The 23744-nt window shown below is 68.6% G+C and carries 18 protein-coding genes; 9 read left to right on the top strand and 9 right to left on the bottom strand.

Annotated elements, in window-relative coordinates; all coding sequences use genetic code 11:
- Nucleotides 1-300: 300 nt before the first annotated feature.
- The gene (locus ABZ904_RS09665; protein ID WP_359391880.1) at nt 301-522 is read right to left on the bottom strand and encodes a hypothetical protein; all 222 of its coding nucleotides are present in this window, start codon (nt 520-522) and stop codon (nt 301-303) included.
- Nucleotides 523-791: 269 nt separating this feature from the next.
- On the opposite strand from ABZ904_RS09665, the gene ABZ904_RS09660 reads away from it, so the two are divergent.
- Complete coding sequence (locus tag ABZ904_RS09660) at nt 792-1808, top strand: DNA-directed RNA polymerase subunit alpha (RefSeq protein ID WP_359391881.1); 1017 nt, start codon at nt 792-794, stop codon at nt 1806-1808.
- Between the two features lie 265 nt (nt 1809-2073).
- Here the strand turns inward: ABZ904_RS09660 and ABZ904_RS09655 are convergent, their stop codons facing one another.
- Nucleotides 2074-2616 (bottom strand): GNAT family N-acetyltransferase, encoded by a 543-nt coding sequence (locus ABZ904_RS09655; RefSeq protein ID WP_359391882.1) that lies wholly within the window; start codon nt 2614-2616, stop codon nt 2074-2076.
- 526 nt (nt 2617-3142) lie between these two features.
- Here ABZ904_RS09655 and ABZ904_RS09650 point away from each other — a divergent pair.
- Nucleotides 3143-3880 carry a sulfite exporter TauE/SafE family protein gene (locus tag ABZ904_RS09650; RefSeq protein WP_359391883.1) on the top strand — a complete coding sequence of 246 codons (738 nt, stop codon included), beginning with the start codon at nt 3143-3145 and terminating at the stop codon, nt 3878-3880.
- A gap of 71 nt (nt 3881-3951) precedes the next feature.
- Here the strand turns inward: ABZ904_RS09650 and ABZ904_RS09645 are convergent, their stop codons facing one another.
- The 4 genes from ABZ904_RS09645 to ABZ904_RS09630 all read right to left on the bottom strand — a co-directional run bounded on the left by ABZ904_RS09645 (nt 3952) and on the right by ABZ904_RS09630 (nt 10108).
- A complete protein-coding gene (locus ABZ904_RS09645) occupies nt 3952-4704 on the bottom strand; it encodes a hypothetical protein (protein WP_361822279.1) in 753 nt (250 codons plus the stop codon).
- A gap of 333 nt (nt 4705-5037) precedes the next feature.
- Complete coding sequence (locus ABZ904_RS09640; protein WP_360992514.1) at nt 5038-6006, bottom strand: NACHT domain-containing protein; 969 nt, start codon at nt 6004-6006, stop codon at nt 5038-5040.
- Nucleotides 6007-6174: 168 nt separating this feature from the next.
- Entirely contained in the window at nt 6175-7653 is a 1479-nt protein-coding gene (locus ABZ904_RS09635; RefSeq protein WP_360992517.1) for a glycosyltransferase, read from the bottom strand.
- Nucleotides 7654-7957: 304 nt separating this feature from the next.
- Nucleotides 7958-10108 (bottom strand): SpoIIE family protein phosphatase, encoded by a 2151-nt coding sequence (locus ABZ904_RS09630; RefSeq protein WP_361822276.1) that lies wholly within the window; start codon nt 10106-10108, stop codon nt 7958-7960.
- Nucleotides 10109-10621: 513 nt separating this feature from the next.
- On the opposite strand from ABZ904_RS09630, the gene ABZ904_RS09625 reads away from it, so the two are divergent.
- The gene (locus tag ABZ904_RS09625) at nt 10622-11611 is read left to right on the top strand and encodes an alpha/beta hydrolase (RefSeq protein WP_359391888.1); all 990 of its coding nucleotides are present in this window, start codon (nt 10622-10624) and stop codon (nt 11609-11611) included.
- A gap of 377 nt (nt 11612-11988) precedes the next feature.
- Entirely contained in the window at nt 11989-14391 is a 2403-nt protein-coding gene (locus tag ABZ904_RS09620; protein WP_359391889.1) for a SpoIIE family protein phosphatase, read from the top strand.
- Between the two features lie 115 nt (nt 14392-14506).
- Here the strand turns inward: ABZ904_RS09620 and ABZ904_RS09615 are convergent, their stop codons facing one another.
- On the bottom strand, nt 14507-14977 hold the full coding sequence (locus ABZ904_RS09615; RefSeq protein WP_360992525.1) for a hypothetical protein: 471 nt from the start codon (nt 14975-14977) through the stop codon (nt 14507-14509).
- A 1304-nt stretch (nt 14978-16281) separates the two neighbouring features.
- A complete protein-coding gene (locus tag ABZ904_RS09610) occupies nt 16282-17127 on the bottom strand; it encodes a LysR family transcriptional regulator (RefSeq protein WP_359391891.1) in 846 nt (281 codons plus the stop codon).
- Nucleotides 17128-17256: 129 nt separating this feature from the next.
- On the opposite strand from ABZ904_RS09610, the gene ABZ904_RS09605 reads away from it, so the two are divergent.
- Nucleotides 17257-18147, top strand: coding sequence for an NAD(P)H-binding protein (locus ABZ904_RS09605; RefSeq protein WP_361822271.1), 891 nt, complete (start codon nt 17257-17259; stop codon nt 18145-18147).
- A gap of 124 nt (nt 18148-18271) precedes the next feature.
- Nucleotides 18272-18901, top strand: a complete 630-nt coding sequence (locus ABZ904_RS09600; RefSeq protein ID WP_361822268.1) for a hypothetical protein — start codon at nt 18272-18274, stop codon at nt 18899-18901.
- A 54-nt stretch (nt 18902-18955) separates the two neighbouring features.
- Here the strand turns inward: ABZ904_RS09600 and ABZ904_RS09595 are convergent, their stop codons facing one another.
- A complete protein-coding gene (locus ABZ904_RS09595; protein ID WP_361822265.1) occupies nt 18956-20290 on the bottom strand; it encodes a glycoside hydrolase domain-containing protein in 1335 nt (444 codons plus the stop codon).
- A 321-nt stretch (nt 20291-20611) separates the two neighbouring features.
- Between ABZ904_RS09595 and ABZ904_RS09590 the strand changes: the two genes are divergently transcribed.
- The 3 genes from ABZ904_RS09590 (at nt 20612) to infA (ending at nt 22906) form a co-directional block, all read left to right on the top strand.
- Complete coding sequence (locus tag ABZ904_RS09590) at nt 20612-21343, top strand: ferritin-like domain-containing protein (RefSeq protein WP_359391895.1); 732 nt, start codon at nt 20612-20614, stop codon at nt 21341-21343.
- Between the two features lie 505 nt (nt 21344-21848).
- Nucleotides 21849-22613: a GNAT family N-acetyltransferase gene (locus ABZ904_RS09585; protein WP_361822262.1), complete on the top strand. Its 765-nt coding sequence runs from the start codon at nt 21849-21851 to the stop codon at nt 22611-22613.
- Nucleotides 22614-22681: 68 nt separating this feature from the next.
- Nucleotides 22682-22906: a translation initiation factor IF-1 gene (gene infA / locus ABZ904_RS09580; protein WP_359391897.1), complete on the top strand. Its 225-nt coding sequence runs from the start codon at nt 22682-22684 to the stop codon at nt 22904-22906.
- The last annotated feature ends 838 nt before the right edge of the window (nt 22907-23744 follow it).

The following is a 23744-nucleotide window of genomic DNA, read 5'->3' as shown; positions in this document are numbered from 1 at the left end:
GCACCGGAGACGGCCCTCGGTCAGCTGTCCGGACCACCGCACTCGTGGGAGCTAGGCCGCCTTGGGTCGCGCCGTATGCGTGCCCGAGACGGGCTCCTGGGCATCCTCGAGGGGGAAAGTCTCGTCTTCCCCGAAGTCCGGGGCCTGGAAGGGGTTTGTCGTCGGAGGAGGCGATGCCGCAGTGGCGCAGCGGGGTTGCCCTTCCAGGGCGGAGAACAGCGACGTCAGGTCGATGAGATGTCTCTCTTTCGTTACAGGTCCCTGAGGGGGCCTGGCGTTCCGTGACCGGGCACAGCGGTCCTACAGCTTGGTCATCTTGGCGTACGGGCTCAAGATCCGCATTTGCGCCGAGCCGAAATCCACGAGTGCCGCGATTCCGTCCTCGATGCCGATCACCCGGCCGAGGCCATACGTGTCGTGCGTGACCTGATCACCCACGGCGAAGTGCTTAGGAGCCGGCGTGACCGGGGCCTTGAAGGGGCTGGTAGGCAAGTGACGCTTCGGTGCAGCAGGCTTTGTCATCGCCCCCAGTATGCACCCACGAACTACGCTGGTGGCAGACTCTCAAGGGCAGGAGTAGCTGATCGTTAGACTCCACTCCTGCAAGAGCTGAACCTGCCGTCCGCCGAAGCGCCGCCGCGTCTGAGGTACGGCTTGCCTGAGGATTCAGGCGGTACCTCCCCCATCAGGAGCCGTACCGCCCGTACCCTTGCAGTATCCGCACCCTGCCGGGTGCGGCCCCGTCGGGCGTCATATAGCGGGCGTCCACGACTGAAGGATCTGATCCACAGATGCTGATCGCTCAGCGACCCTCGTTGACCGAAGAGGTCGTCGACGAGTTCCGTTCCCGGTTCGTGATCGAGCCGCTGGAGCCGGGCTTCGGCTACACCCTCGGTAACTCCCTCCGCCGCACCCTCCTGTCGTCGATCCCCGGCGCTGCTGTCACCAGCATCCGTATCGACGGTGTCCTGCACGAGTTCACCACCGTGCCGGGCGTCAAGGAGGACGTCACCGACCTGATCCTCAACATCAAGCAGCTGGTCGTCTCCTCGGAGCACGACGAGCCGGTCGTGATGTACCTGCGCAAGCAGGGCCCGGGTCTGGTCGCCGCCGCCGACATCGCGCCCCCGGCCGGTGTCGAGGTGCACAACCCCGACCTCGTCCTGGCCACGCTCAACGGCAAGGGGAAGCTGGAGATGGAGCTGACCGTGGAGCGCGGTCGCGGCTATGTCTCCGCCGTGCAGAACAAGCAGGTGGGCCAGGAGATCGGGCGTATCCCGGTCGACTCCATCTACTCGCCGGTTCTCAAGGTCACCTACAAGGTCGAGGCGACGCGTGTCGAGCAGCGCACCGACTTCGACAAGCTGATCGTCGACGTCGAGACCAAGCAGGCCATGCGTCCACGGGATGTCATGGCCTCCGCCGGCAAGACCCTGGTCGAGCTGTTCGGTCTCGCCCGCGAGCTGAACATCGACGCCGAGGGCATCGACATGGGTCCGTCCCCCACGGACGCCGCCCTGGCCGCCGACCTGGCGCTGCCGATCGAGGAGCTGGAGCTCACGGTCCGCTCCTACAACTGCCTCAAGCGTGAGGGCGTCCACTCGGTGGGTGAGCTCCTGGCGCGCTCCGAGGCCGACCTGCTGGACATCCGCAACTTCGGTGCGAAGTCGATCGACGAGGTCAAGGCGAAGCTGGCCGGCCTGGGCCTGGCCCTGAAGGACAGCCCTCCGGGATTCGACCCGACCGCCGCCGCCTTCGACGCGGACGACAACGCGAGCACGGGTTTCATGGAGACCGAGCAGTACTGAGAAGTGCAGATCCAGAGGTGAGCCGGCCTTTGGTGGGGCGTAGGGCCGGTCAGCCCAATTCCACCAGACGTGCTGGCTCGAGCACCCGCCGGTCCCATGCGGCGGGTGCTCCCGTTGTCGTCCTCGCGTCGGCTCAGAACGGAGGCACCGGCCTTCAGCGGGCCGTCGCAGGGCGGACGGATGGGCATGGAGGTTTGTTCATCCGGAGCCTGCCGGTCGCGGGCCTGGGTGAGCGTGCGATCGGTGCTCGGGTAACAACTGAGGGTCAGGGGCGGTTCAGACCCCACGTCTGCAGGGCGTAGGGTCGCCCCTTCTCCACACCCTTGATCAGCGCCACGTCGAGCAGCCTGAAGCCCGCCTTGGTGGCCACGGCGACGCTGGCGGCGTTTTCGGCCTCCAGCTCCAGGATCACCCGCTCCGCGCCCAACTGCTCGAAGGCGTATGCCGCCATCACCCGCACTGCCCGCGCCGCCAGACCCTGGCCGCGGTGCGCCGGGCCGACCGCGTAGCCGAGCTCCGTGCCCTCGGGAGCACGCCGCAGCATCACCTCGCCGAGTGGTGCGCCGCCGTCGACGGTTATGGCGAGCAGGATGGTCGTGCCCTCCGCCCGCAACTGTCGGTCCCGGTCCAGCCGTGCGCGGGCGGCCGTTTCGTCGAACGGGGAGACGATCGGGGTCCAGTACGCGATGTCGGGGTGGTCAAACAGCTCCGGCATAGCGACCAGGTCCGCCTCCGTCCAGTCGCGCAGGACGAGACCCTCCCCGGAGAGCTCGATCCGCTCGGGAAAGGACGACGTGGTGGTGCTCATGCTGGGGGACCTCCCTGGTCTGTTCAGGACGAGGCAGAATAGCCGGGGGCGGGCCAAAGGCTCACCGGCATTTTCCGGTAACTCTCAAAGCCCGGCCGTGGTGGGGTCAGCACCGCCGACGGCTCCCGCGGGCCACTTGCGGGAGCACGATCACTCCCTCTGGGTGCCCGGCACGTGACCTGCGGCCGGTCGACCTGAGCCGAAAGCGCGCGAGGTATCCGTCAGCCCTCAAGATTGACTGCTTTGCCCCTGTATCCGGCACGGCTGTCGCACGCACCGGGCGGGGTTGGCGGACACGCCCCAGCACGTCCGTTCTGCTTCTGCGAATAGCTGCCGGGTGCCGTCGCCATCAGCGCTGCCGTCACCATGCCGACGTTCAACTGCCCGGTACGCATGCGCATCGACGGGTCAGACAGAACCCCTTCACCCCCGCAACCGGCTGCAAGGTCATTGCGTTTCAGGACCCTGGTCGTAAAGGCTTCAGTGTCTCGCCGAAGCCGAAGGAGGAACGTGTGGGGAGTCACCGGTGACTGGCTGGCCGGCCGACGTGCTGCTGTGCGGAATTGTCCTGGCAGGTGCGTCGGTGCAATGGCTCACCGGAATGGGGTTCGCACTCGTCGCGGTACCGGCGTTGATACTCGTCCTCGGTCCCGGAACGGGGGTGGCGTTGGCCAACTGCGCGGCCGGCGCCATCAGCGTCGTCGGCATTGCCGAAGGCTGGCGGAACGTGCGCCTGGTGGCGATGGTGCCGTTGATCGCCGCGGCAGCGTGCACCGTACCGGTCGGGACCTGGACGGCCGCACAGCTACCCGAGCCGACACTGCTGATCGGCGTTGGGGCACTGGTGAGTACGGCGGTTGTGTTGGTGCTGCGTGGACTGCGCATTCCCGCGCTGCGTGGCACCTGGGGAGCCGTGGCGGCCGGGGCTGTGGGCGGCTTCATGAACTCGTCGGCCGCAGTAGGTGGTCCACCGTTGTCCCTGTACGCCGTGAACGCGGGCTGGACCGTGCGGGAGTTCGTCCCCAACGCGCAGTTCTACGGGGTAGCGGTGAACGCGTTGTCTCTTGCGGCGAACGGCCTGCCGCGGCTCAACGCGTCGGTCTGGGAACTGGTCGTTGTCGCCATGACGGCAGGCGCCGCGATCGGAAAAGTGCTGGCGGGGCGAGTGCCGGATGGACACGCTCGTCGTCTCGTGCTTCTGCTCGCGCTGGCCGGCGGGATATCGGCTCTCGCGAAGGGGCTGTGGAAGCTCCACGGGCTATAAGTACCTGACACTGTCGCGGCGGCGGGCTGTGAACCCACGACCTCTTCGCCCGGAGTTCGTCGGCGTTGATGTCACTGATGGATGTCACGGGATGGCGCTCCTCGGCCGTTGAGGACGTCGGCGAGGGACTGCGCCTGCTCTGGTGTGATACCGAGTGCCAGCGGTACCTGGCGTGGACTGTAGGGCGACGAACAGATCGCGATCGGGTTGTCAGCAGTCAGGGTCCAGCGGGGGCCCTCGCCTGACTCAGGCTCGTCCAGCAAGGTTCTCGCCAACTCGCGGGCCGCCTCGGAAGGTACTCCGCAGTGGGTCAGCGCCTGCGCCACAGTGCTCTGGGCTTCGTTGGGCATCTCCGCATCCCCGAGCATCGGAAGGAGGAGCAGGAGGCGCTGCGACCGGTCGGTCAAGCCTTCGCCGCGGTCCGACGTGGGTGCTGCCAGCGCCGTGAGTTCCGTCCAGGACAGCCCCGGGCGGGCACCTTCGGGGCCACATTGGCCGAGGTAACCCAGCCGTCCCCAGTCAGGGTGACGGACGAAGAAGTCGACATTGTTCATGTCTTCGAAGTTGGCGTACACGACGTAGGCCGTATGCCCACCGGCGATGGGAGCGCGCAGGACCGGCCAGGGCTCTTCGGGGTCGCTGAGGCGCTCAACCATGTCCTCGTAGGCCGAGAGATCCACCCCATAGCGCTGCGGGTCGTCGGTCATGTCACCCACGGTCAACAAGAGGTGAGCGAGCCAGAAGGCGGGCTCCCGGGCGAGATCCTCGCCAGCTACCAGTTCGCAGTCCTCGAAGTACTCCGGGATGTCCACAGAAACAGCCATGCGCGGAGCGTACTCGGCTGGGATCTTCCCGACCTGGGCGCAAAGAGCCCGTGCCAACTTGAGGGGGCAGCCTCGGCGACTTCCTCACGGCGTCGGCCGCGCCCCCGCACCCGCGAGATCACCGGTTCCTGAGCGGTCCGACCACCTCGGAGATCATTTCGTTGAGCGTTCCTACCCCTGACCCGGCGTCCCCCTCACCTCGTCGGCCGATAGCTGGGACAGAGGCTGACCCGAATGCCGGCCAGCGGTGGGATGGTGGTGCCCTGCGGTGCGTGTCGCAGGACGAGCCGGCGCAGTTCCGGCAGCTTCGCGGCCAAGGCGGCCAAGTCCTCTTCAGGTGACCAGTCCATGATCACCGAGCGAACGCCGTCCACCTCGTCGAACCGGATCCCTCGCGCGCCGGCCGCAAGGCTGAGCCGACGAACGTGCAGTCCGGCCGGGAGACGCTCCGAGTCGCGCGGACGTGATTCGAGGCGCAGGCTGTCCAGCCGTATGCCGGCCAGGCTGGCGAGGTCCGCCCGGGTGGTGATCCCGGAGATAATGCTCGCCACGCTCCAGGTGAAGCGCGCACAGCAGCCCGCACAGCAGCGGGTTGGCGCTCATCCCGCGCAGCGCGGACCGGTTGGACAGAGTGATCAGCAGCTGCCGTTCGCAGTGCGTCAGCTCCTTGCGTATCTCGTCACCGGAGGCGGTGCCGGGCTGGTCGGCGCGTGCCGCCTCGTGCCAGCCGTGCACGTACTCGTCGAGGCTGTGACGGCTCATCGGCAGCAGGTCGTACTGCTGAAAATCGCGGTCCGCCCACCACTGTTCGGCCACGATGGAGGGGCGGGTGGTGACGATGCACCGGGTGCCGGGGTGCGCCTCCAGGTGCTCCTCGACCCATTCCTCGACGTGCACCCGCTCGCGCGGGGGTATCTCGTCCAGTCCGTCGAGAAGCAGGAGCACGCGGCCCGCTGTCAGCATGAGCCGTATCCAGCCTTCCGGCATCTCCGAGCGCAGCACGGGGGCGATCAGCTCGTGGAGGGAAGGCGGTCGGCCGCCTTCGAACCGCGCCAGCTCCAGGACGAACGGCACGGGCGCCGGTTCACCCGTTTCGCTCGGGGTCCGTGCGGCGCGAAAACCGAGCCAGCGCAGCAGCGTGCTCTTGCCCGAGCGCGCCACGCCGCGCACCAGGGCGCGTTCTCGGTTTCCGAGGGCCTGGTCGGCTCGGATTCCGGCGGCCACGATCGCCTCGTCCCGCGGGTCCCGCCGGCTCACCGTCAGAGGGACGTAGCCCGTGGCGAACCTGTGCCGGGTGACCACGGTCTTCTACCGGCTCATGCCGCTGCCGTGACGGCCGCAGGGCAGCGGCTGCCGGGGAGCGGGGCGTGTGCCGGTCCGTCTCCGAGCACATCGGGCAGACCCGCTCCGTCACCGCCACGCGTGCGGCCGGGCCGGTTCGACCGCCGGCCCCGGTTGCCGAGTGATCGTTCAGGAAGGGGACGGCGCCCTGCTGCCCAGGGCCGCCTGGTGCGGGATCGACGGGGTGGGCTGGGGGGTGTGGGCGCCCTGCATGGCCCGGTAGAGCCCGGCCGTGGCGCCGGCGTCGTCCGTGACCTCCACGCCTGTCTGCCGGGTGCCCCACTTGCCGTGGGTCATGGTGAGGATGGCGTAGATGCGGATCGGCAGCAGCAGGACCAGGTGCAGCACTCCGTATATCGGGGCCAGAGCGTAGATCCCCAGCCGGCCGACGAAGTCGACGCCCGGCCGAGGCACGTCGAGGTAGCGCACGCTGCGCGCGTATCCCATGACGGCGGTGAAGACGAGGTAGCCGCCCAGGTGCCGCAGGATGTTGCCGGGGTCGGTGGCCGGCTTGACGGCGAGCGAAGTGATCGCGGCGCCGGTGAACACCAGCCAGGTCGCGACCTCCAGGAACGTGAGGTACCAGCCGGGGCGCTGGCGCGGCAGGTTGCGCAGCGCCCACTGGGACTCGCGGAAGAAGGACTTGTTCCACCGCACCTGCTGCCGCAGGAAGTGTCCGAGACGCTCGGGGACCGCGGTGTAGGCGACGGCGGTGGACTGGAAGAGCACCTGCCCGCGCATCAGGCAGTAGTTGGTCAGTCGCCGGTCGTCGCCGAAGACGGCCGGACGGCCCAGGAACCGCTGGGTGAGGAAGTCGTCCAGGTTGGCGTGGACGACATCCGCGCGGTAGACCACGAGCGAGCCGCAGCAGCACAGTACCGAGCCCAGCCGTGAGTACGCGGCGCGCTCGAAGAGGAAGGCGTTGCCGTAGCGCAGGTCTATCAGCCGGGTCAGCAGGTTCTTGCGCTGGTTGAGTGCGAGGACGAGACCGGTGACCGCCTTGATACGGGGGTTGGTCAGCGGCTTGATCAGCTCCTCGACGGCCTGGGGGTCCAAGACGGTGTCGCTGTCCACGCACAGGTAGGCACCGGCGTCGGGACTGGCCCGGAAGCCGACCGCGAGGGCCTCGCGCTTGCCCTTGTTCTCCGGCTGACGGTGGATCCGCAGGGTGATCCCGGCCCGGGCGAACTGGGGGGCCATCTCCTCGGCGGCCTGGACCGCGGACAGGTCGCCGCTCGCGTCGTCGACCACGTGCACCACGGAGACCGGGCGGCTCTGCGCCAGGATGCTGCGCAGGCTGCGCCGCAGGGTGTTCGGATCCTCGTTGTACGTGGGGATGATCGCGACCAGGTCGAGCCGGTCCGTGCCCGTGTCCTGCGTGCCGGCCCGGAAGGGCCGGTAGGTCAGGGACAGCAGCAGCTTGACCGAGAGCAGTCCGATGGCGGCCATTCCGTAGAGGTGGAGGGTGCCGCTGATGACGTAGGCCGCCGCCGAGCCGGTGAGGACGAAGGCGAGCAGTGAGGGGCGCGGCAGCCTGGAAATCCAGAGGGCTGTACCGCGGTCGGCCCGGTGCAGGCCGCGGGCATTCCGGAGGAAGAGCTTGGGCACGTGGGTACGTTGCTTTCGTCTCGGGCTGGGCGTGCTCGGCGGCAGTGCGTCGCACTGAATACGCCTGGCTTCCCCCCCACGCATTCCCGGACAGTTAAATACGCGACACGAAAGAACAGATAGGGCATAGCGGGGTGATATGCCGCACAGCGGCGAGATGGGGCTCCTGCATAAAAATACGGATCATTCCGCATCAGGTGGGTTTTGCGCGCCATGACAGGCTGTCGCCCCCTGCGCGGCCGTCAGCAGCAGTGAGCGTTCCCGCCCCGGTCCGTGCCGTCGCCGTGTGCGGTCTTCGGCCGGGTCATGGCGCGGCGGGGACGGGTGTGGGCGGGAGAGCGAGTTCGGCCCAGATGGTCTTCCCGTCGGTCCGCTGCCTGGTGCCCCAGCGCTCGGCGAGCTGCGCCACGATGAAAAGCCCACGCCCGCCCTCGTCGAAGGTCCGGGCCCGCCGCAGGTGAGGGGCGGTGGTGGAGCCGTCGGACACCTCGCAGATCAGGGTGTCGTCGCGGATCAGGCGCAGCTGTATGGGGCCGCCGCCGTAGCGGATGGCGTTGGTGACCAGTTCACTGACCACGAGTTCCATGGTGAACGCCGCCTCCGTCAAACCCCACCCGGCCAGCAGGAGCGCGGCCAGATCGCGGGCGCGGGCGACCTCGGCGAGATCCTCCGGCAGCTCCCAGGTGGCGGCACACGTGCTGTCCAGTGCCTGAGTGCGGGCGACGACGAGGGCGACATCGTCTCGGGGGCGACCGTCGACCAGCATGTCCAGCACGTGGTCGCAGGCGTCCTCCAGAGAGCACATCGGCTCGGACAGGGCCTTCAGGAGACGTTCGAGCCCTTCGCCCAGGCCATGGTGGGGGGATTCGACGAGGCCGTCGGTGTACAGGGCGAGCGAGCTGTCCTCGGGCAGGCGCACCTCGGCCGTCTCGAAGGGGAGTCCGCCCACACCCAGCGGAGGTCCGTCCGGGACGTCGAGAAACTCGGCGCCTGCTCCCGGACGCACCACAGCCGGTGGCGGGTGACCGGCACGCGCGGCGGTGCAGGAGCGTGAGATCGGGTCGTAGACCGTGTACAGGCACGTCGCTACGACCTCGCCGATATCCGCTGCTGCCACGCCCCCGCCCGCCAGTGCGCGGGCCTCCTCCGCCTGCCGCCGAATGACGACGTCGTCGAGGTGGGTGAGCAGCTCGTCGGGCGACAGGTCGATGTCGGCAAGAGCACGGACCGCGGCGCGCAGCCGCCCCATCGTCGCCGACGCGTGGACGCCGTGGCCGACCACGTCGCCCACGACCAGGGCGACGCGGGCCCCCGACAGCGGGATCACGTCGTACCAGTCGCCGCCCACCCCGGCCCCGAGGTCCGCAGGCAGGTAGCGCGTGGCTGCCTGAACGGCCGGCTGCCGCGGGACCACCTGGGGCAGCAGGCTGCGCTGAAGGGCCACCGAGGTATTGCGCTCGCGGGTATAGCGGCGCGCGTTGTCCACGCACACCGCGGCACGTGCCGCGATCTCCTGCGCCAGCAGCACGTCGTCTGCGTCGAAGGCATCCCTGCGTTCGGAGCGGGTGAACAGCGCCATGCCGAGAGTCACTCCGCGGGCGCGCAGCGGCACGGCCAGCGCGGAGTGGAGCGCCTGCGCGCCGGCGTCGCCCGGATCGGCAGGCCAGCAGCCGCGGGCGGCGGCATCTTTGACCTCCACGTGCACCGGCTCGCCTGTCGTCAGACTCAGGGCGGGCACCGATCCCTGGGGGTAGGTGACGGCCGGGCCCGGCGGTGCCGTTGCGGGGAGCCCGGTCGAGGCCGATCGCCCAGCGGTGCGGCGCAGGGTGATCGGGCCCCGGTGCGGCCCCCGGGCGGGCTCCTCGCCCTGCAGAACGGGATCGAAGAGATCCACGGCGGCGTGGTCCGCGAAGCGGTGGACGGCGACCTCGGTCAGCTCGTCGGCGGTGCGGGCCACATCCAGGGTGCTGCCGACGCGACGGCTGGCCTCACTGAGGAGTGCGAGCCGCTCGCGGGCGATCATCAGTCGCTTCAGGCGCCTCTCCCCTGCGATCCGGGCGCGGCAGACGGCCAGGCTGATGAGCAGCGCGGCGGCCAGCGCCGTGAGAACCGTGACCTGGCTCGCGCGGGACATGTCCCGCAGGAGGATGCCGTAGACGGCAGTGGCGGCGGCCAGGTTGGCAACGCCCACGATCAAGGTCTGTCGCAGCGGCAGCACGGCGGCGGCCACGACCGGGATCAGCGCCGAGTACTCGGCCATCCCCATGATCTCGAGGCCCATGGCGGCCAGAATCAGCCGCACACCGGCGAACAGCGCAACGCAAAGGAGTAGAAGGGCGAAGCCTCCACTCAGCCGGATACGGCCGCTGTGCGCGTCGCGATGCTGCGGTCCTGCAGCAGCACGCACGGGCGAGGATGTCACGACCCGGTCAGGGTCCAGCGGGGTGCTGTGCATGACGTCCTCCTCAGGTCGCCTGTCGTGCACCGGGCGACCAGGAAACGGGCCGGGCAGTGACATCCGCGCTCGGGTACCGGGTACTGGCGAAGCTCTGGTCTCTCTCTGAGGCGCCGCAATCGAACGTGGTCGGGGGTTCCTATTTTCTCCCCTCGCATTCAGAATGTCCGATGTTGTGGCGTGGCGCTTCCATGAGCGAGGGCACCAGCGCCGTACGGCGGGGCCGAAGGTACCGGCCGCGACGCGGGGCAAGGCACGCGCCGCGTCATGGACCCGCGCCTCGGCGGACCCCGGATCCTGCCTGGTCGCCGAGATCGCGGAGGAGGGGGGATCCCGCCCCGGTGGTCGGCGTCGGCGACACCGGAGAAAGCGGAAACCCACAGGACGCGTCAGCCGTCGCGGGCCACAGCTCCGACTCTCCGGGTCGTCACAGACGACACCTTCTTCTCCGCCCGGCCTACGCTCAGTGATGTTGGGTGGCCGGCTGGGAACGCAGATCAACTCGGAGGTCGCATGTCGGACACGGTCCAGCACGCGTTCGTCACGGCCAACGGCGTCAGGCTGCACGTCGCCGAGCAGGGGAAGGGCCCGCTGGTTGTGCTCCTGCACGGATTCCCGGAGAGCTGGTACTCATGGCGGCATCAGATCGGCCCGCTGGCTGCGGCGGGGTATCGGGTCGTCGCCCCTGACCAGCGCGGCTACGCCCGCAGTGAGCAGCCGGAGGCCGTCGGGGCGTACAGCCTGCTCCATCTGGCCGGCGACGTCATCGGCCTGGTCGAAGCGCTGGGCGAGACGAGCGTGGTCCTCGTCGGCCACGACTGGGGCGCCCCGGTCGCCTGGGTGACGGCCATGCTGCGCCCGGATGTCGTGCGCGCCGTGGCGGGCCTGAGCGTCCCGCCGGTACTGCCCGGGGGAATGACTCCGCCATCGGTCACACGCGAGAGGTTCGGCGAGGGCTTCTACCAGGTCGGTTTCCAGAACCCCGGGGTCGCGGACGCGGTGCTGGCCCGGGACCCGGAGACCACGTTCCGCCGGGTGCTCTTCGGCGCCTCGGGGGACAGCCCGTCCGCCGACCCGCCCGGTCCATGGATCGTCCCCGACGGTGGGTCGCTGCTGGATGTGATGCCGGAGCCGAAAAGCCTGCCTGGCTGGCTGACCCAGGACGATATCGACGTTTTCGTTCGCGACTACGTCCGCCACGGCGACCGGGCCTTCACCGGGGGTCTCAACTGGTACCGGAACATAGAACGCAACTGGGAACTGCTCGCAGCCTTCCGCGGCCGCCGGATCGAGATGCCGGCGCTGTACATCGGCGGTGACCGCGACATGGTCGTCGGCCTGCGCGGCCCCGACGCCACCCTCAGCGCCCTGGAACAGGCGGCGCCGCAGCTGGTGCGTGGCGTGATCCTGCCCGGATGCGGCCACTGGACCCAGCAGGAACGCCCCGACGAGGTCAACCGGGAGCTTTTGGGGTTCCTGGCGCAGCTGCCCACAACTCCGTGAGGAGCAGACCGGACAACGGGGTGTTCCAGTCGGTGCGCGAGCGGCGCAAGCCGTAGCACGGGATTCGGCCCGCTGCACGACCCACCGGGACATGCTCGGATCTGCGCGGTGTGGGGCTGTACTCGCCGGGCGCATGCCGCGCTGTCGTACCTGGCCGCCTCGCGCACCACCGTGCCCGACGAGTGCGAACTCCTCGCGGTCAGGATCGAGAGACTGCTGGACCCACCCGCTCCTTCCATGTTCCTCACCTCGGTCGGCCAACGGCGGGGCGCACCTCGAGGTGCTCCCGGCCGCGACGCGGCTCCGATGTCGTGGGTGCCCGGCGCGGAGGACACTGGGGGCATACCGAGCTCTGAGGCGACTGAAAGCTGACGAACATGGGTGCATCTCATGCCACCGAGCGCGGCGGCCACCACGAGGTGGTCTCAGAAGAGCAGGCGGCCCACATCCTCATCGACCACAAGGGCGCAGTGGTCGGATGGAGCTCGGCAGCCCAACGGCTCCTGGGCTACCCCGCGAACGCGATACTGGGGCGCCCTGTGACGGACCTGCTGGTCGATGCCGGCCCCCCTCCACAGCCGGACGCAGCCGATGACACCCTCGCCGTCCGGCTGCGACACGCGAACAGCGCCATCGTGTCCTGTCGACTGGGTATCCGACCCGAACGCGCAGGTGGCGCGGCAACGAGGTGGACGGTGACGCTCGCCCCCGCACACGAGGCGAGTGCGACAGCCGAACTCGACCACGCCCTCCTGGAAACACTCTTCACGGTCTCACCCGTCGGCCTGTACCTCCTCGACCCCCACCTGCGGATCATCCGCTTCAACCCCGCAGCCGAAGGCATGGAGTCCACCTCGGTCGAAGAAGCCGTCGGCAAGCGCCCCACCGAGGTATGGCCTGACTTCGCCGTGGAGTCGGTAGAGCGCGTGATGGAGCAGGTCCTCGTCACCAGACAGTCGGCGATCGGCGTCGAAAAGCGGATGCGCCCTCCAGGCGACCCCGAACATGAGCATGTCTATTCAGCCTCCGTCTTCCCACTGGAGGACGAGCAAGGCCGGCTGCTGGGCATCGCGGACGCAACCGTCGATGTCACCGCCCGCCATCTGGCGCAGGAGCGGCTGAATGTGCTGGCGCTGGCCGGCACGCGGATCGGAGCGACCCTCGACGTGCTCGACACCGCCCGCGGCCTGGCAGAGGTGTCCGTACCGGGGCTGGCCGACAGCATGGCGGTGGAAGTGCTGGAGCCGGTACTCGCCGGAGAGGATCTGGAACCGGGCCCAGTACAACCCGACATCGTGCTGCGCCGCGCGGCTTCCCGCACCCGGGACGACGAAGACCCCACAACGCCCGGCGATCCGGACGGTACCCTCCCCCCGGTGACCGCCGCCGAGGCCCTCGCCGACCTTGAGCCGCGCATCCTCGACCCGCTCGGCGCCGCCGGGCGCCGGACACTGCCCGGTCTCCCGGCACGCCGGGAAGAGGCCCGCTCCCTGATGGTCGTCCCCCTGGTCGCCCAGGACCGCGCCCTCGGAGTCGCCACGTTCTGCCGCTGGGCAGATCGCAGAGCGTTCGAACAGGACGACCTGACCCTGGCCGCGGAACTCGCCCAGCGCACCGCCGCATGCCTCGACAACGCCCGCCGGTACCTGCGTGAACGCAACTCCCTGGCCGCACTGCAACACGCCCTGCGCTCGGACGGCCACCTGCCTGAGCACACGCTGGATGAGGGCCACGCATACGTACAGGCAGGCTCCGGCGGGGACTGGGTCGATGCCGTGCCCCTCTCCGGAGCGCGCGTGGCCCTCGTGGCCGGCCGTGCGCCGGGCCACGGTCTGCAGACCGCCGCAGCCGCCGGACGGCTCCGCGCCGCGGTCCACACGCTGTCGGACATGGACCTGCAACCGGACGAACTACTCGCCCGACTCGACGACCTGGCGCGCCGGCTCAGCAAGGACGACGGTCACAGAACACAAAAGCCACGGCCGGTGCGGGACGCCGACGCGAACGAGGCCGGCGCCACCTGCCTCTACCTGATCTACGACCCCGTGTCGCTGCACTGCTCCCTCTCCAGCGCCGGCCACCCCTGGCCCGTGATCGTGCACCCGGATGGCACGACCGCCACCCTGGACCATCCCACCGGCGCCCCCCTGTGCTGCTCCGACGGACCTTTCGAGAAGATCGACATAAACCTCCCCGAAAACTCGCTGCTCGCCCTGTACACGCCCGGCCTCTTCCAAGAACAGCCGGAAGCCCAGACCCGCCGGCGCATGGCCGAGCTTCTCACCGGTTACACAGGACCCGTCCGCCAGGCATGCAGCATGTTCACCCACGCACTCGTCCCGGCCCACCCTCGGGAGGACGCCGCCGTCCAGATCGCCCGCACCCACACACTCAGCCCCGCACAAGTCGTGTCATGGGACCTGCCCTGTGACCCATCCGTGGTCTCCACAGCCCGAGCGCTCGTCACCCAGCAGCTCGCGGCATGGGACATGGGCGAGACGACGTTCGCCACCGAACTCATCGCCAGCGAACTGGTCACCAACGCCATCCGCTACGCCAAACCCCCCGTCAGGCTGCGCCTCATCCGTAGCCATGTGCTGACGTGCGAGGTCTCCGACGGCAGCAGCACGTCCCCACGGCTGCACCACGCCCGCATCACCGACGAAGGTGGCCGAGGGCTGCTCCTGGCCGCCAGGCTCTCCGAACGCTGGGGAACCCGCTACACCGACGACGGCAAAACCGTCTGGGTCGAGCAGAGCATCCCTGAGCCCGTGACGTGAGGATCGCGCCCCTCGATCCGCGGTACATGAAGGCCGCTGATGAGGAGGACGCGCCCGGGCCCGCTCGTCGGCGCCGTCGTCGCCGTCGCTGACGACGCGACAACTACTCCTGGTATCACTGAGCGGCATGCTCGGAGCTCCCCGGATGGAGCCCGTACTCGGCCAGCCACCCGAGCAGTTCCTCGCGGGAGGTCTGGACAAGACGTCCTCCGGTGAAGCGAGCGTCGTCGGTGACCTCCGCCACGCACTCGGCAGGGGGCACGAATGACTGTGCCTCCGTGTCGCTGGTGAACTCGGCTTCCGCGAGCACCAGGCCCTGAAAGCGGCCGTCGAAGACGTCGACACCCAGGGGAGGGACGCTGAAGCGAGTCTTGGACAACAGTGCGCCCGGCAGCGAAGCGAGCACGTCGTACTCGGCCGGTGACAGGTACGTGTTCGTGATCAGGCCCTGGACGGCGCCGGGCCAGGGGAGGGGGACCTTCTGAGTGAGCTTGAGTTCGCAGCGACCGTCCGCGAAGTCGGCTCGCCGCAGCCTCAACCGTGTACCCACCACGTACCGGTCCGTGATCACACGCGTGGCAGTCACCGCAGACGGTCTCGGGGGCCTGGCCAGCAGAAACCGTCTCTCCCGCTCCACACGTGAGTACTTGCCCGGGCGAACCGACCGGCCCACGACCCCGCCTGCCTTGTCCTCCATAGAGGAAAGCTTCTCAGCCGTCCGGGCCTTCTCAGTGCCGAATGCAAGGTCCGGCACTGTCGATACGTGCCTTCGGTGGCGCGGGAACATTCGCCGGGTGCCGGTGGTTGAACGGGGACGTGGTGGTGAGGGGAACAGTGTCCCCGGGCCTCACCTTTTGCCCATGAGGACGATCGTTCGGCTGAAGCCTCATGGAGCCTTTCGCCGAGAGGCGACCGCCCTTCACGACCACACTTCGCTCATCAGCCCCGACCGGTGCCCTAGCCGGCCGTGGCTGTTCACGTCACCGGACGCGCGTGTCCGCGAGGCCGGCCGCCTTGCCCAGGCACGGACGACGGCGACCACCGAGACCTCGATGAGATCGGCTTCGCCTCCGTCGAGCGCATGCCCAAGCGCTTGGTCACGCTCTCTCGAGGAGGCGCACGGTGTGCTGTGCCTGCTGGTGGTGGGTGTCCGGGGCGGCGGCCCGATGTCGGGCAGCGCAAGGGGTTGGTCCGGGAGATCGCCGTGCGGGGGTCTGGTGGTGTGGTGTGGCTGAGGGGAAGACAGGGGGCCGCACCCGAGTGTCGGGTGCGGCCCTGACGCGTTCCGTGTTTCTAGTGGTACCCGGTTGTTTTCAGGTCCGGATAAAGGCGGTGGTGGGTGTCCGGGGCGGCGGCCCGATGTCGGGCAACGCAAGGGGTTGGTCCGGGAGATCGCCGTGCGGGGGTCTGGTGGTGCGGTGTGGCTGGGGGGAAGACAGGGGGCCGCACCCGAATCTCGGGTGCGGCCCTGACGCGTTCCGTGCTTCAAGTCTTACCCCGTCGTTTTCAGGACCGGATAAAGACGTCCTCGTGATGCGCAGGATGCCCCCGCGAGCGAGGGCTGAGGTGGCCGCCCCGGGCGTCCGCTGCCGACCTCACCAGCGTGCTCTCCAAGGATCTGCAGCTCGCCCACGCCGTTGTCGCCGCGCTCAGTGCCCGGCTGCGTGGGATGGCCGTACCGCATGGTGAAGACCCGCGACTTCCATCCCACGGCAGCCGAACCAGTCGGTCAGCCGTTGGTCAGGAGGAAGTGCAGCACCGCCGCCCTCGATCCGGTACGCGGTGGCCGTGGGGACGACCGGCCGGCTGTTCCCTCGTTCCCCCCGGCCAGTGCTGACCGCGCACCGCGGGGGCGGCACTGGGCCTCCAGTACTTCGGTGCCCCACAGAACTAGGCCGCTTTCGACTGACGGACGGTGTCTGCCGCGGAGGCTGCGGCGCGGACGAGCGCCGCGGTGGCGGTCGAGCGGGAGTGTTGAGGCCAGGCGATGGTCAGGACTGACGGTGGTGCGTCCGCAACCGACCGGTAGACGACACCGGGGCGCGGATAGCGAGCGGCGACGGAGGCGGGCAGCAGGGGAGTGGGGCCGCCGAGTGCGACGAGCGTGAGCAGTTGGGCGAGATCGCGGCCCTGGCTGCGGTGTTGGTCGATGAACGAGGGCACATCGTCGGAGTGCAGGCCGAGGTCGGCGAGGGCCAGGCGGCCACGGGCGGCGAGGGGGTGGGAGGCGGCGAGTGCGGCGACGCGCGGTTCGGCGATCAGCGTCTCCGAGTCGAGGCCGGTACGGTCGAAGGGCTCATGGACCAGGGCTGCGTCGGCTTCGCCTTGGCGCAGCAGCCGCGGCTGTTCGTGCCAGCCACACAGCCGGACGGCGACCGGTATGGCCGCGGCTTCCGAGGTGAAGCGGGCGAGGATCGGCTCCAACAGGCCTGCGTCTCCATCGGCCTTGACGGCCAGTATCAGTTGCGGCTCTCTCGTCGCGGCGCGTTGGGCCCGCCGCTCGGCGGCCTGCAGAGCGTCCAGGGCGATCCTCGCTTCCGCGAGGAGCACCACTCCGGCGGGGGACAGCGCCACGCTGTGGGTGTTCCGCTCGAAGAGGAGGACGCCCATCTCCTTCTCCAACTGCCGGATCGCGCGGGACAAGGGCGGCGGGGAGATGCCCAACCGCTCGGCGGCACGGGTGAAGTTGAGTTCCTCGGCGACGGTGACGAAGTAGCGCAGCGGACGGGACTCCACGCCGGCCCCCTCTTTTCCGTTCGGTATTGCCTTCAGGGTAACAAGCGTGAGCGGATCGATCCTTCAGTTCGGGGGAGCCCTGCAGCAGGCTCGACGACATCCAGCCACGCCCCTCTCTTGGAGTCGTTGATGATCCTCGTCACCACCCCCACCGGTCAGATCGGTCGGCAGGTCCTCGACCACCTCTTGGACGCGCCGGACGGCACGGCGGGGATCCGAGTGATCGCCCGCGACCCCGCCCGGCTTTCCGCCCGAGTGCGCGAACGCGTCGAGGTAGTACGGGGATCACACGCCGATCCAGCAGTCCTGGAGGCGGCGTGCGAGGGTGCCGAGCGCCTGTTCTGGCTGGTGCCCCCGACACCCCGGGCCGACAGTGTCGAGCGCCACTTCCAGGACTTCACCGAGCCACTGTGCGAGGTGATCCAGCGCCAGGGTGTCGAGCGTGTTGTCAGCGTCTCGACCCTGGGCCGCGCAGTGGCGAAGCACGCCGGGCAGATCTCCGCTTCACTCGCCATGGACGAGGCGATCATGGCCACGGGTGTGCGCTACCGCGCGTTGTGCCCGCCGTTCCTGATGGAGAATCTGTTGGGTCAGGCCGCGTCGATCCGTGACGCCGGCGTGTTTCTCCTGGCGATGACGGAGGACCGTGTACTGCGCACATGCGCGACCCGCGACATCGCCGCCACGGCGGCCCGGCTGCTGCTTGACGTCACCTGGACCGGGCAGCACGACGTACCGCTGGTCGGACCCGACGCACTGTCGCCGGGAGGCATGGCACAGGTCGTCACCGAGGTGCTGGACCGTCCCGTGAGCGCCCAGTTGATCAGCAGCGCGGACTACAAGGCGTCGGCTCTGCGTCTCGGCGCGAGTGAGGCGTGGGCCCAAGGACTGGTCGACATGGTGGACGCCCTGAACGACCAGGACTTCTACGGCGCCACTGAGCCGAGCACCCCCGAATGTGCGCCCACCGGTTTCCGCGAGTGGTGCGAGGAGGTGCTCAAGCCCGCTGTCCTGGGCTAGAACCGGCACCGGCAGGGGGCTGCCTTTCCCCCCAACCGGCCACCGCCACCACATCCGTCATCCGGGCCCCATCTCCTCATTCGTGCCCCGAGCGGCAAAGTAATGACGGACGTGGCGAGTCGTCATGCCGTGTTCAACGGCGGCGATTACTCTGCGGGTCATCGGGATCGACACCTACGACAAGCCGGGCAACGGAGGTGACGCCGGAGCCCTTTCTCCCGAACAGATGGCATGGTTCCGCGACCAGCTGCACCGCGACCAGGACCGTCCGACGATCGTCTTCGGCCACCACCCGCTCGTCGTCCAGGACTCGGCGTTCCCCATCACTCCCGGCAACTCGCTGGACGCCACGCAGGCGGCCACGATCCTGCAGGACTACTCCCGGATGCCGGGCCTTTTCCTGCATCACGCGGGCCACACCCACCGCAACAAGCGCACGATCAGCGCGCTGGCCCCGAACGTGACCCACCAGGAGATCGCCGCCGCCAAGGAGTACCCTGGCGGGTTCTCCATGCTGCGCCTGTACACGGGTGGCTACGCCCTCAACTTCTACAAGAGCCGCAGCGAGCCTGCCCGCCGGTGGAGCGAGCGCAGCCGCATGGAGATCCTGGGCTACTGGCCGCAGTTCGCCCTCGGTGCGAGCGTCGCCGACCGCAACACCGTGGTACGCCACGACCTCTCCGGCCTGCGTCCCCACCGCCGCGACCACCACGCCTCGCACGGGCACGGCAGCGAGCAGCACATATCCGCCTGACGCCACGGCGCGGGCCGGCTGAAGCCGGCCCGCGCCGTGATGTTTGTGCAGCGCTCAGCAGCGCGGAACAGGTTTGCTGTACGTCGTCTTGCTGGGCGTCGCCACGTAGTAGTCCGAGAGGTAGTGGCCGTTGTCCAGACGGTCCCAGACCTTGGTGGTGCCGACGGTGGAACCGGCGCGCTGGCAGGTGACCCAGGCAAGCGCTCCGTTCGGCGAGGTGCCGACGGCCGTGTATGCGGAGCCCGGGCCGCTGCGTTCGGTCAGGCCGGACGAGACGGTTACCTGGTATGGGTGGGTGCAGCGGGGCAGGGGCGAGCTGTAGCCGGTCTTGGAGGGTGTGCTGACGTAGTAGTCCGAGACGTAGCCACCGTTGGAGAGCTTGTCCCATACGGATGTGGTGCCGACCTTGGAGCCGGCTGTCTGGCACACCACCTTGAGGGCGGAACCGGGCGCGTATGTCGAGGCGACCGGGTAGGTCGTCGAGGGGCCGGTGCGGGCGTTGAGCGGCGTGGTGCTGGTGACCTTGTAGGAATACGCCACCGTGGCGACGGGAGCGTCCAGGCGGTCGGTGTCGACGTTGAGAGTGACACCGCCGTACGTCTCGTCGTGGCCGCCGCGGAGCTGTTTGGCGCGCTGGTGGACAGCCCACTTGGAATCCGCGATGCCGGCCCAGCCCTTGAGGGAGTCGACGCCGTCGTAGCGGGCAATCCACAGGGCGTCCGGCCGTGCGTACGTAGTGGAGGTGTATGCATCGGCGAGCTGTTTGGCGCCCAGGTTGAGATTCATATAGACGCCGGAGACGTAGCCGAGGCGGTGCAGTTCCTTGGTCCACGCCGAGACGTAGCTCAGTACGGCGGTGCGACACACGGTGTCCGTCTGGTTGTAGTTCTCGATGTCGTTGTACAGGGCGCTGCCGGGCAGCAGGCCGAGCGCCTTGGCCGCCGTGATCGCCTCCCCGGCTGCGGCGGTGCCCTGCGAACGGGCGGTGGCGGCGTTCGTGCTGATCTTGGCGTCGGTCGGTCGGGCACCGCACGGAGGCTGCAGCCCCTTGTGGATGGGCAGCAGACGCCACTTCAGCTGCGATACCGAGGCCACCCACGAAGCGGTCAACTGCGGTTGGGCGCAAGTGCGGTTGACGCCTGAGACGTAGATGCCGAGCGCGCGGTACGAAGAGCTGTTCCAGGCCTGCACGGACGCGAGCGGCGGAGCGGTACAGGTGTCGAAGGCGAGTCCCGAGTAACGGGTCGCGGTGGCGGCCGCCGGATAGGTGACCGGTGTGGCCGGTTCGGCGGCAGCGACCGGGGCGAACGCCAGGGCGGCGGTCCCGCCCAGGACGCAGACGGAGGAGACGGCGAGGAATCTTCGCAGGACGGAATACGGGTACGGCATGACGACCACCCGGAGAGATCAATGGAGTTGCCGACACAGTGGGCGAGGCTCCCCGCCCGCTGTCAGGGGCCGAGCGGCCCGTCCCGCGCCAAGTTCACAGCCGTGCCGGTACGTGGACGAGCACCGGGCGTGTGAACTTCTCAGCATACAATACCAGTTCAAGCACTTTCTCGGCACAATCCGCACCGTATCGTGTCCACTTCGTAAAGAAGTAGTCGACACTCAGAAGTTCGCGGCGTCGCAACAGTGGAACGATTTGGTGTCAGACGGCGTCGTCCTTCTCCGGGGCATGGTGGCTGTGCCCCGGGGAGGGGACACTGGATGCATACGAGCGGCTTCGCCAAGTGGACAAGGCAGTTCGAGGACGAGCGCGAGCGCAGGCGCGTCCAAGGCGACCCGGACTGGGGGCAAAGCGCGACGCTGCATCCGGCGGTGTGGGCCAGCATTCAGCGCTTCCAGGTCGGCGAGGACGGTGACGGCGCCAACCTCGTCGGCAAAGCGGATGAGGCCGGGGACGGTGATTACGCGCAGGCGGTCCGCCTCTTCGTGGCCGAGGAACAGAACCACGCCCGTCTGCTCGCTCGGCTGCTGACTGCAGGTGGCATGCCGACGTTGACCGGCCACTGGAGCGACACGGTCTTCGTGCGGCTGCGGCGTCTCATGGGCCTGCGCATGGAACTGCTCGTGCTGATGATCGCGGAAGTGGTGGCGCTGCGCTATTACCGGGTCCTACGCGACGGGACCGACGACTTGCTCACTTCGGATGTAGCGGGGCGGATCCTGTCCGACGAGCAGCGCCACGTCCCTTTCCATTGCGAGCGGCTGCATGCCTCCCTGGCGGAGCTGCCCCGCGCAATGCGCCGCCCGGTGATGGCCCTGTGGCGGCTTCTTCTTCTCGCGGCCTCCCTCGTCGTTGCCGTAGACCACGGTCCGGCGCTGCGACGACTCGCCATCGGACGCCTGCGATTCGTGGCAGATGTCATGGCCTCGTCCGGCGCGGTCGTCTCCGCGGTGCTGGCGCCCCGACCGGATGCATGGACGAGCGCGGGCTGACAGCAGCCGCTCGAGCGTGGCAAGCACAGCTTCGCCATCACTTAGGAAGGTCTCGGAGTGCGAGTCCGCCATGGACACGCACTTGGGGTCCAACGTGCCGACCGCGACCTCTTGTGCCTCGTCAGCAATCAGGTTGCGCCACCTTTTTGGGAAGGTCTCACAGCCGTGCGCAAAGCGTATGGCTGCTTCCGGACACGAGGTTTGGAGGAGAGACCTCTGTGTGGGCCCGTCGGAGTTCATCCGCGGCTGCCCTCGCACGGCAGGCCGCGCCGATCGGGCGCTGGCTACGGCCTGTCCGGTGTTCTGATCACGTGGCCGGGAAAAGGGTTGGGCGGGCTGATGATCGAGCTGGTAGCTTGCAGCCGACCGTGACTTCGCCAGAGGAGGTGAGACCCATGAACGCTGTATCGAGGTGGGTGCTCCCTCTTTCCGTCACGGTGTGCGACTGATCCAGGTGTCGTCGGGAGCGCCTCTCCAACAAGGCACTCCTGAAAGGCGAACACCTATGGGCACTGTGGTGATCACGCGGGTCGCGGAGGCGCAGTGGGAGGTCGTGGCAAACGATCGGATCGTCGGCCACGGAGATGTCTCGCACCGGCCCGACGGGCGGCTCTTCGTCAGCATCGATGTGTGGCAGGACGCGATCTTCGACCAGCTCGCCGCCGCGATGCTGGCGGACCTCCCTGAGCCGCTCTATACCTTGGTCGGCGAGGCCGACCACGAACTGAAGTCGAGCTGGGAGCGGCTCGGCTTCACTGCCGGACGCCGTGAGTGGGAGTACGTCCTGCCCACCGACTCGTGCGAGACCGGGCTCGGCGCACTGCAACTCCCGGCGGGTGTGACGATCCTGGCCGCCGGCGAGGCGGACGAGAGCCTGCTGCGCGCGTTGGACCGTGCGATTCGCGAGGAAGTCGAAGCCACCGTCGGGTGGCGCACCATGCCGGCAGAGGTGCTGGCCGGCCCGGCCGGGTCCACGCTGGTGGACCCGTCGAAGTACGCGGTGGCGGTCCGGAACGCTGAGTACGTCGGTCTGGTCCGGGTTGTGCCGGTGCGCCGCCGGGCGCGGATCGGGCTGATCGCGATACGGGCCGATCAGCGCCGACACGGCATCGGGCGGGCGCTGCTGGCTCACGCGTTGGGCGGGCTGCACCGGGACGGGATCGACTCCGCCTGGGCCGAGGTGGACGAATCCAACGCCGCGGCGAAAGCGCTGGTCGAGGGCGTCGGCGCCCGGCGATCGAGCAGCTACCTGGAACTGGTGCGCCACTGATGGCTGCTCACGCACCGAAACGACCTGTCCGACCCCGCACAACTCACCGATCTCAGAAGCGAGAGACATTGGCAAGAACAGCAAAGGGACTGGAAGTCGAGGGCACCGTCCTCGAATGCCTGCGCAACGCCATCTTCAAGGTGGAGCTGCAGAACGGGCACCACGTGCTCGCGCACATCAGCGGGAAGATCCGGAAGAATCACATCAAGATCCTCCCGTTCGACCGCGTGCTCGTGGAGCTCAGCCCGTATGACCTGACCCGCGGCCGGATTCTCTACCGGTACCGGACCTGAGTAGGGGGAAGCGCGCGCCCGGCAGACGCCGGGCGTGCGCTTCGGCCGCCGTTGCCGCTATTGCGCGTATCGAGTCGTGCTCGGTCCGGACGCGCCCGCAGGGGTGTGAATGAGAATGAGACCACGCTTGCCGTCAGCGTCCTGGCCGCACCGGTGAAGTCCACCGAGGACGTTGGCCCCTCCAGCGTTACCGGTCGAGGGATGGCTGCGCGACGACCGGTATCGGGTACGACGTTCACCTCAGTGGGCAGCGAGTGCTGTTGCCGGCAATGTTGCAGAGCACGTCTACCGATTGGTGCTGGACGTCCAGGAGGCCGGGGTGCGGTATGCCCCGCAGGGCCCAGAGTGGGTCCGGCCTTGACGGGCTGGAGTGATCTCGGCCTTGACGGACCATTAGTGTCCTCGCATGACCGACGGGATAAGAAGATCGGCGCGCGCGTTGTCGATGCTGACGTTTGCTTGTGTCCTCTCAAGCTGCGCTTCCAGTTCGGATGGCCAGGGACCTTCGCCCTCACCGATTTCTTCTGCTGCCTCCGACGTTCAGCAGCCACATCCCACCGACCCTGCAGACGCTATTACTGGTCAGTACTTCACAGTCCCGCCTGGGCACTACGCTAGTCCGACGGCAACAGGCGATTGTGCGTTCGGCGGATTGGTGATTCGCGGGGACAAGCTGTACCAATGCGAGCCGAGCGGCCGTCTGAAGTACCTGGGTCCGTACTCCGAAGCGACGCACTGACCTTGCAACGTCGTTCGATTAGATGATCTTGATCGGGTAGAGTCCCTGTCTCGTGCCGAGTGATCATGTTGCTGGTGGGAGCTATCCGGAGCGGGTGCG

Origin of the sequence: Streptomyces sp. NPDC046900 (assembly GCF_040644975.1) — a bacterium.
Classification (GTDB): domain Bacteria; phylum Actinomycetota; class Actinomycetes; order Streptomycetales; family Streptomycetaceae; genus Streptomyces.
The sequence above is the reverse complement of the archived record's forward strand: the minus strand, read 5'-3'. Positions and strand labels throughout refer to the sequence as shown.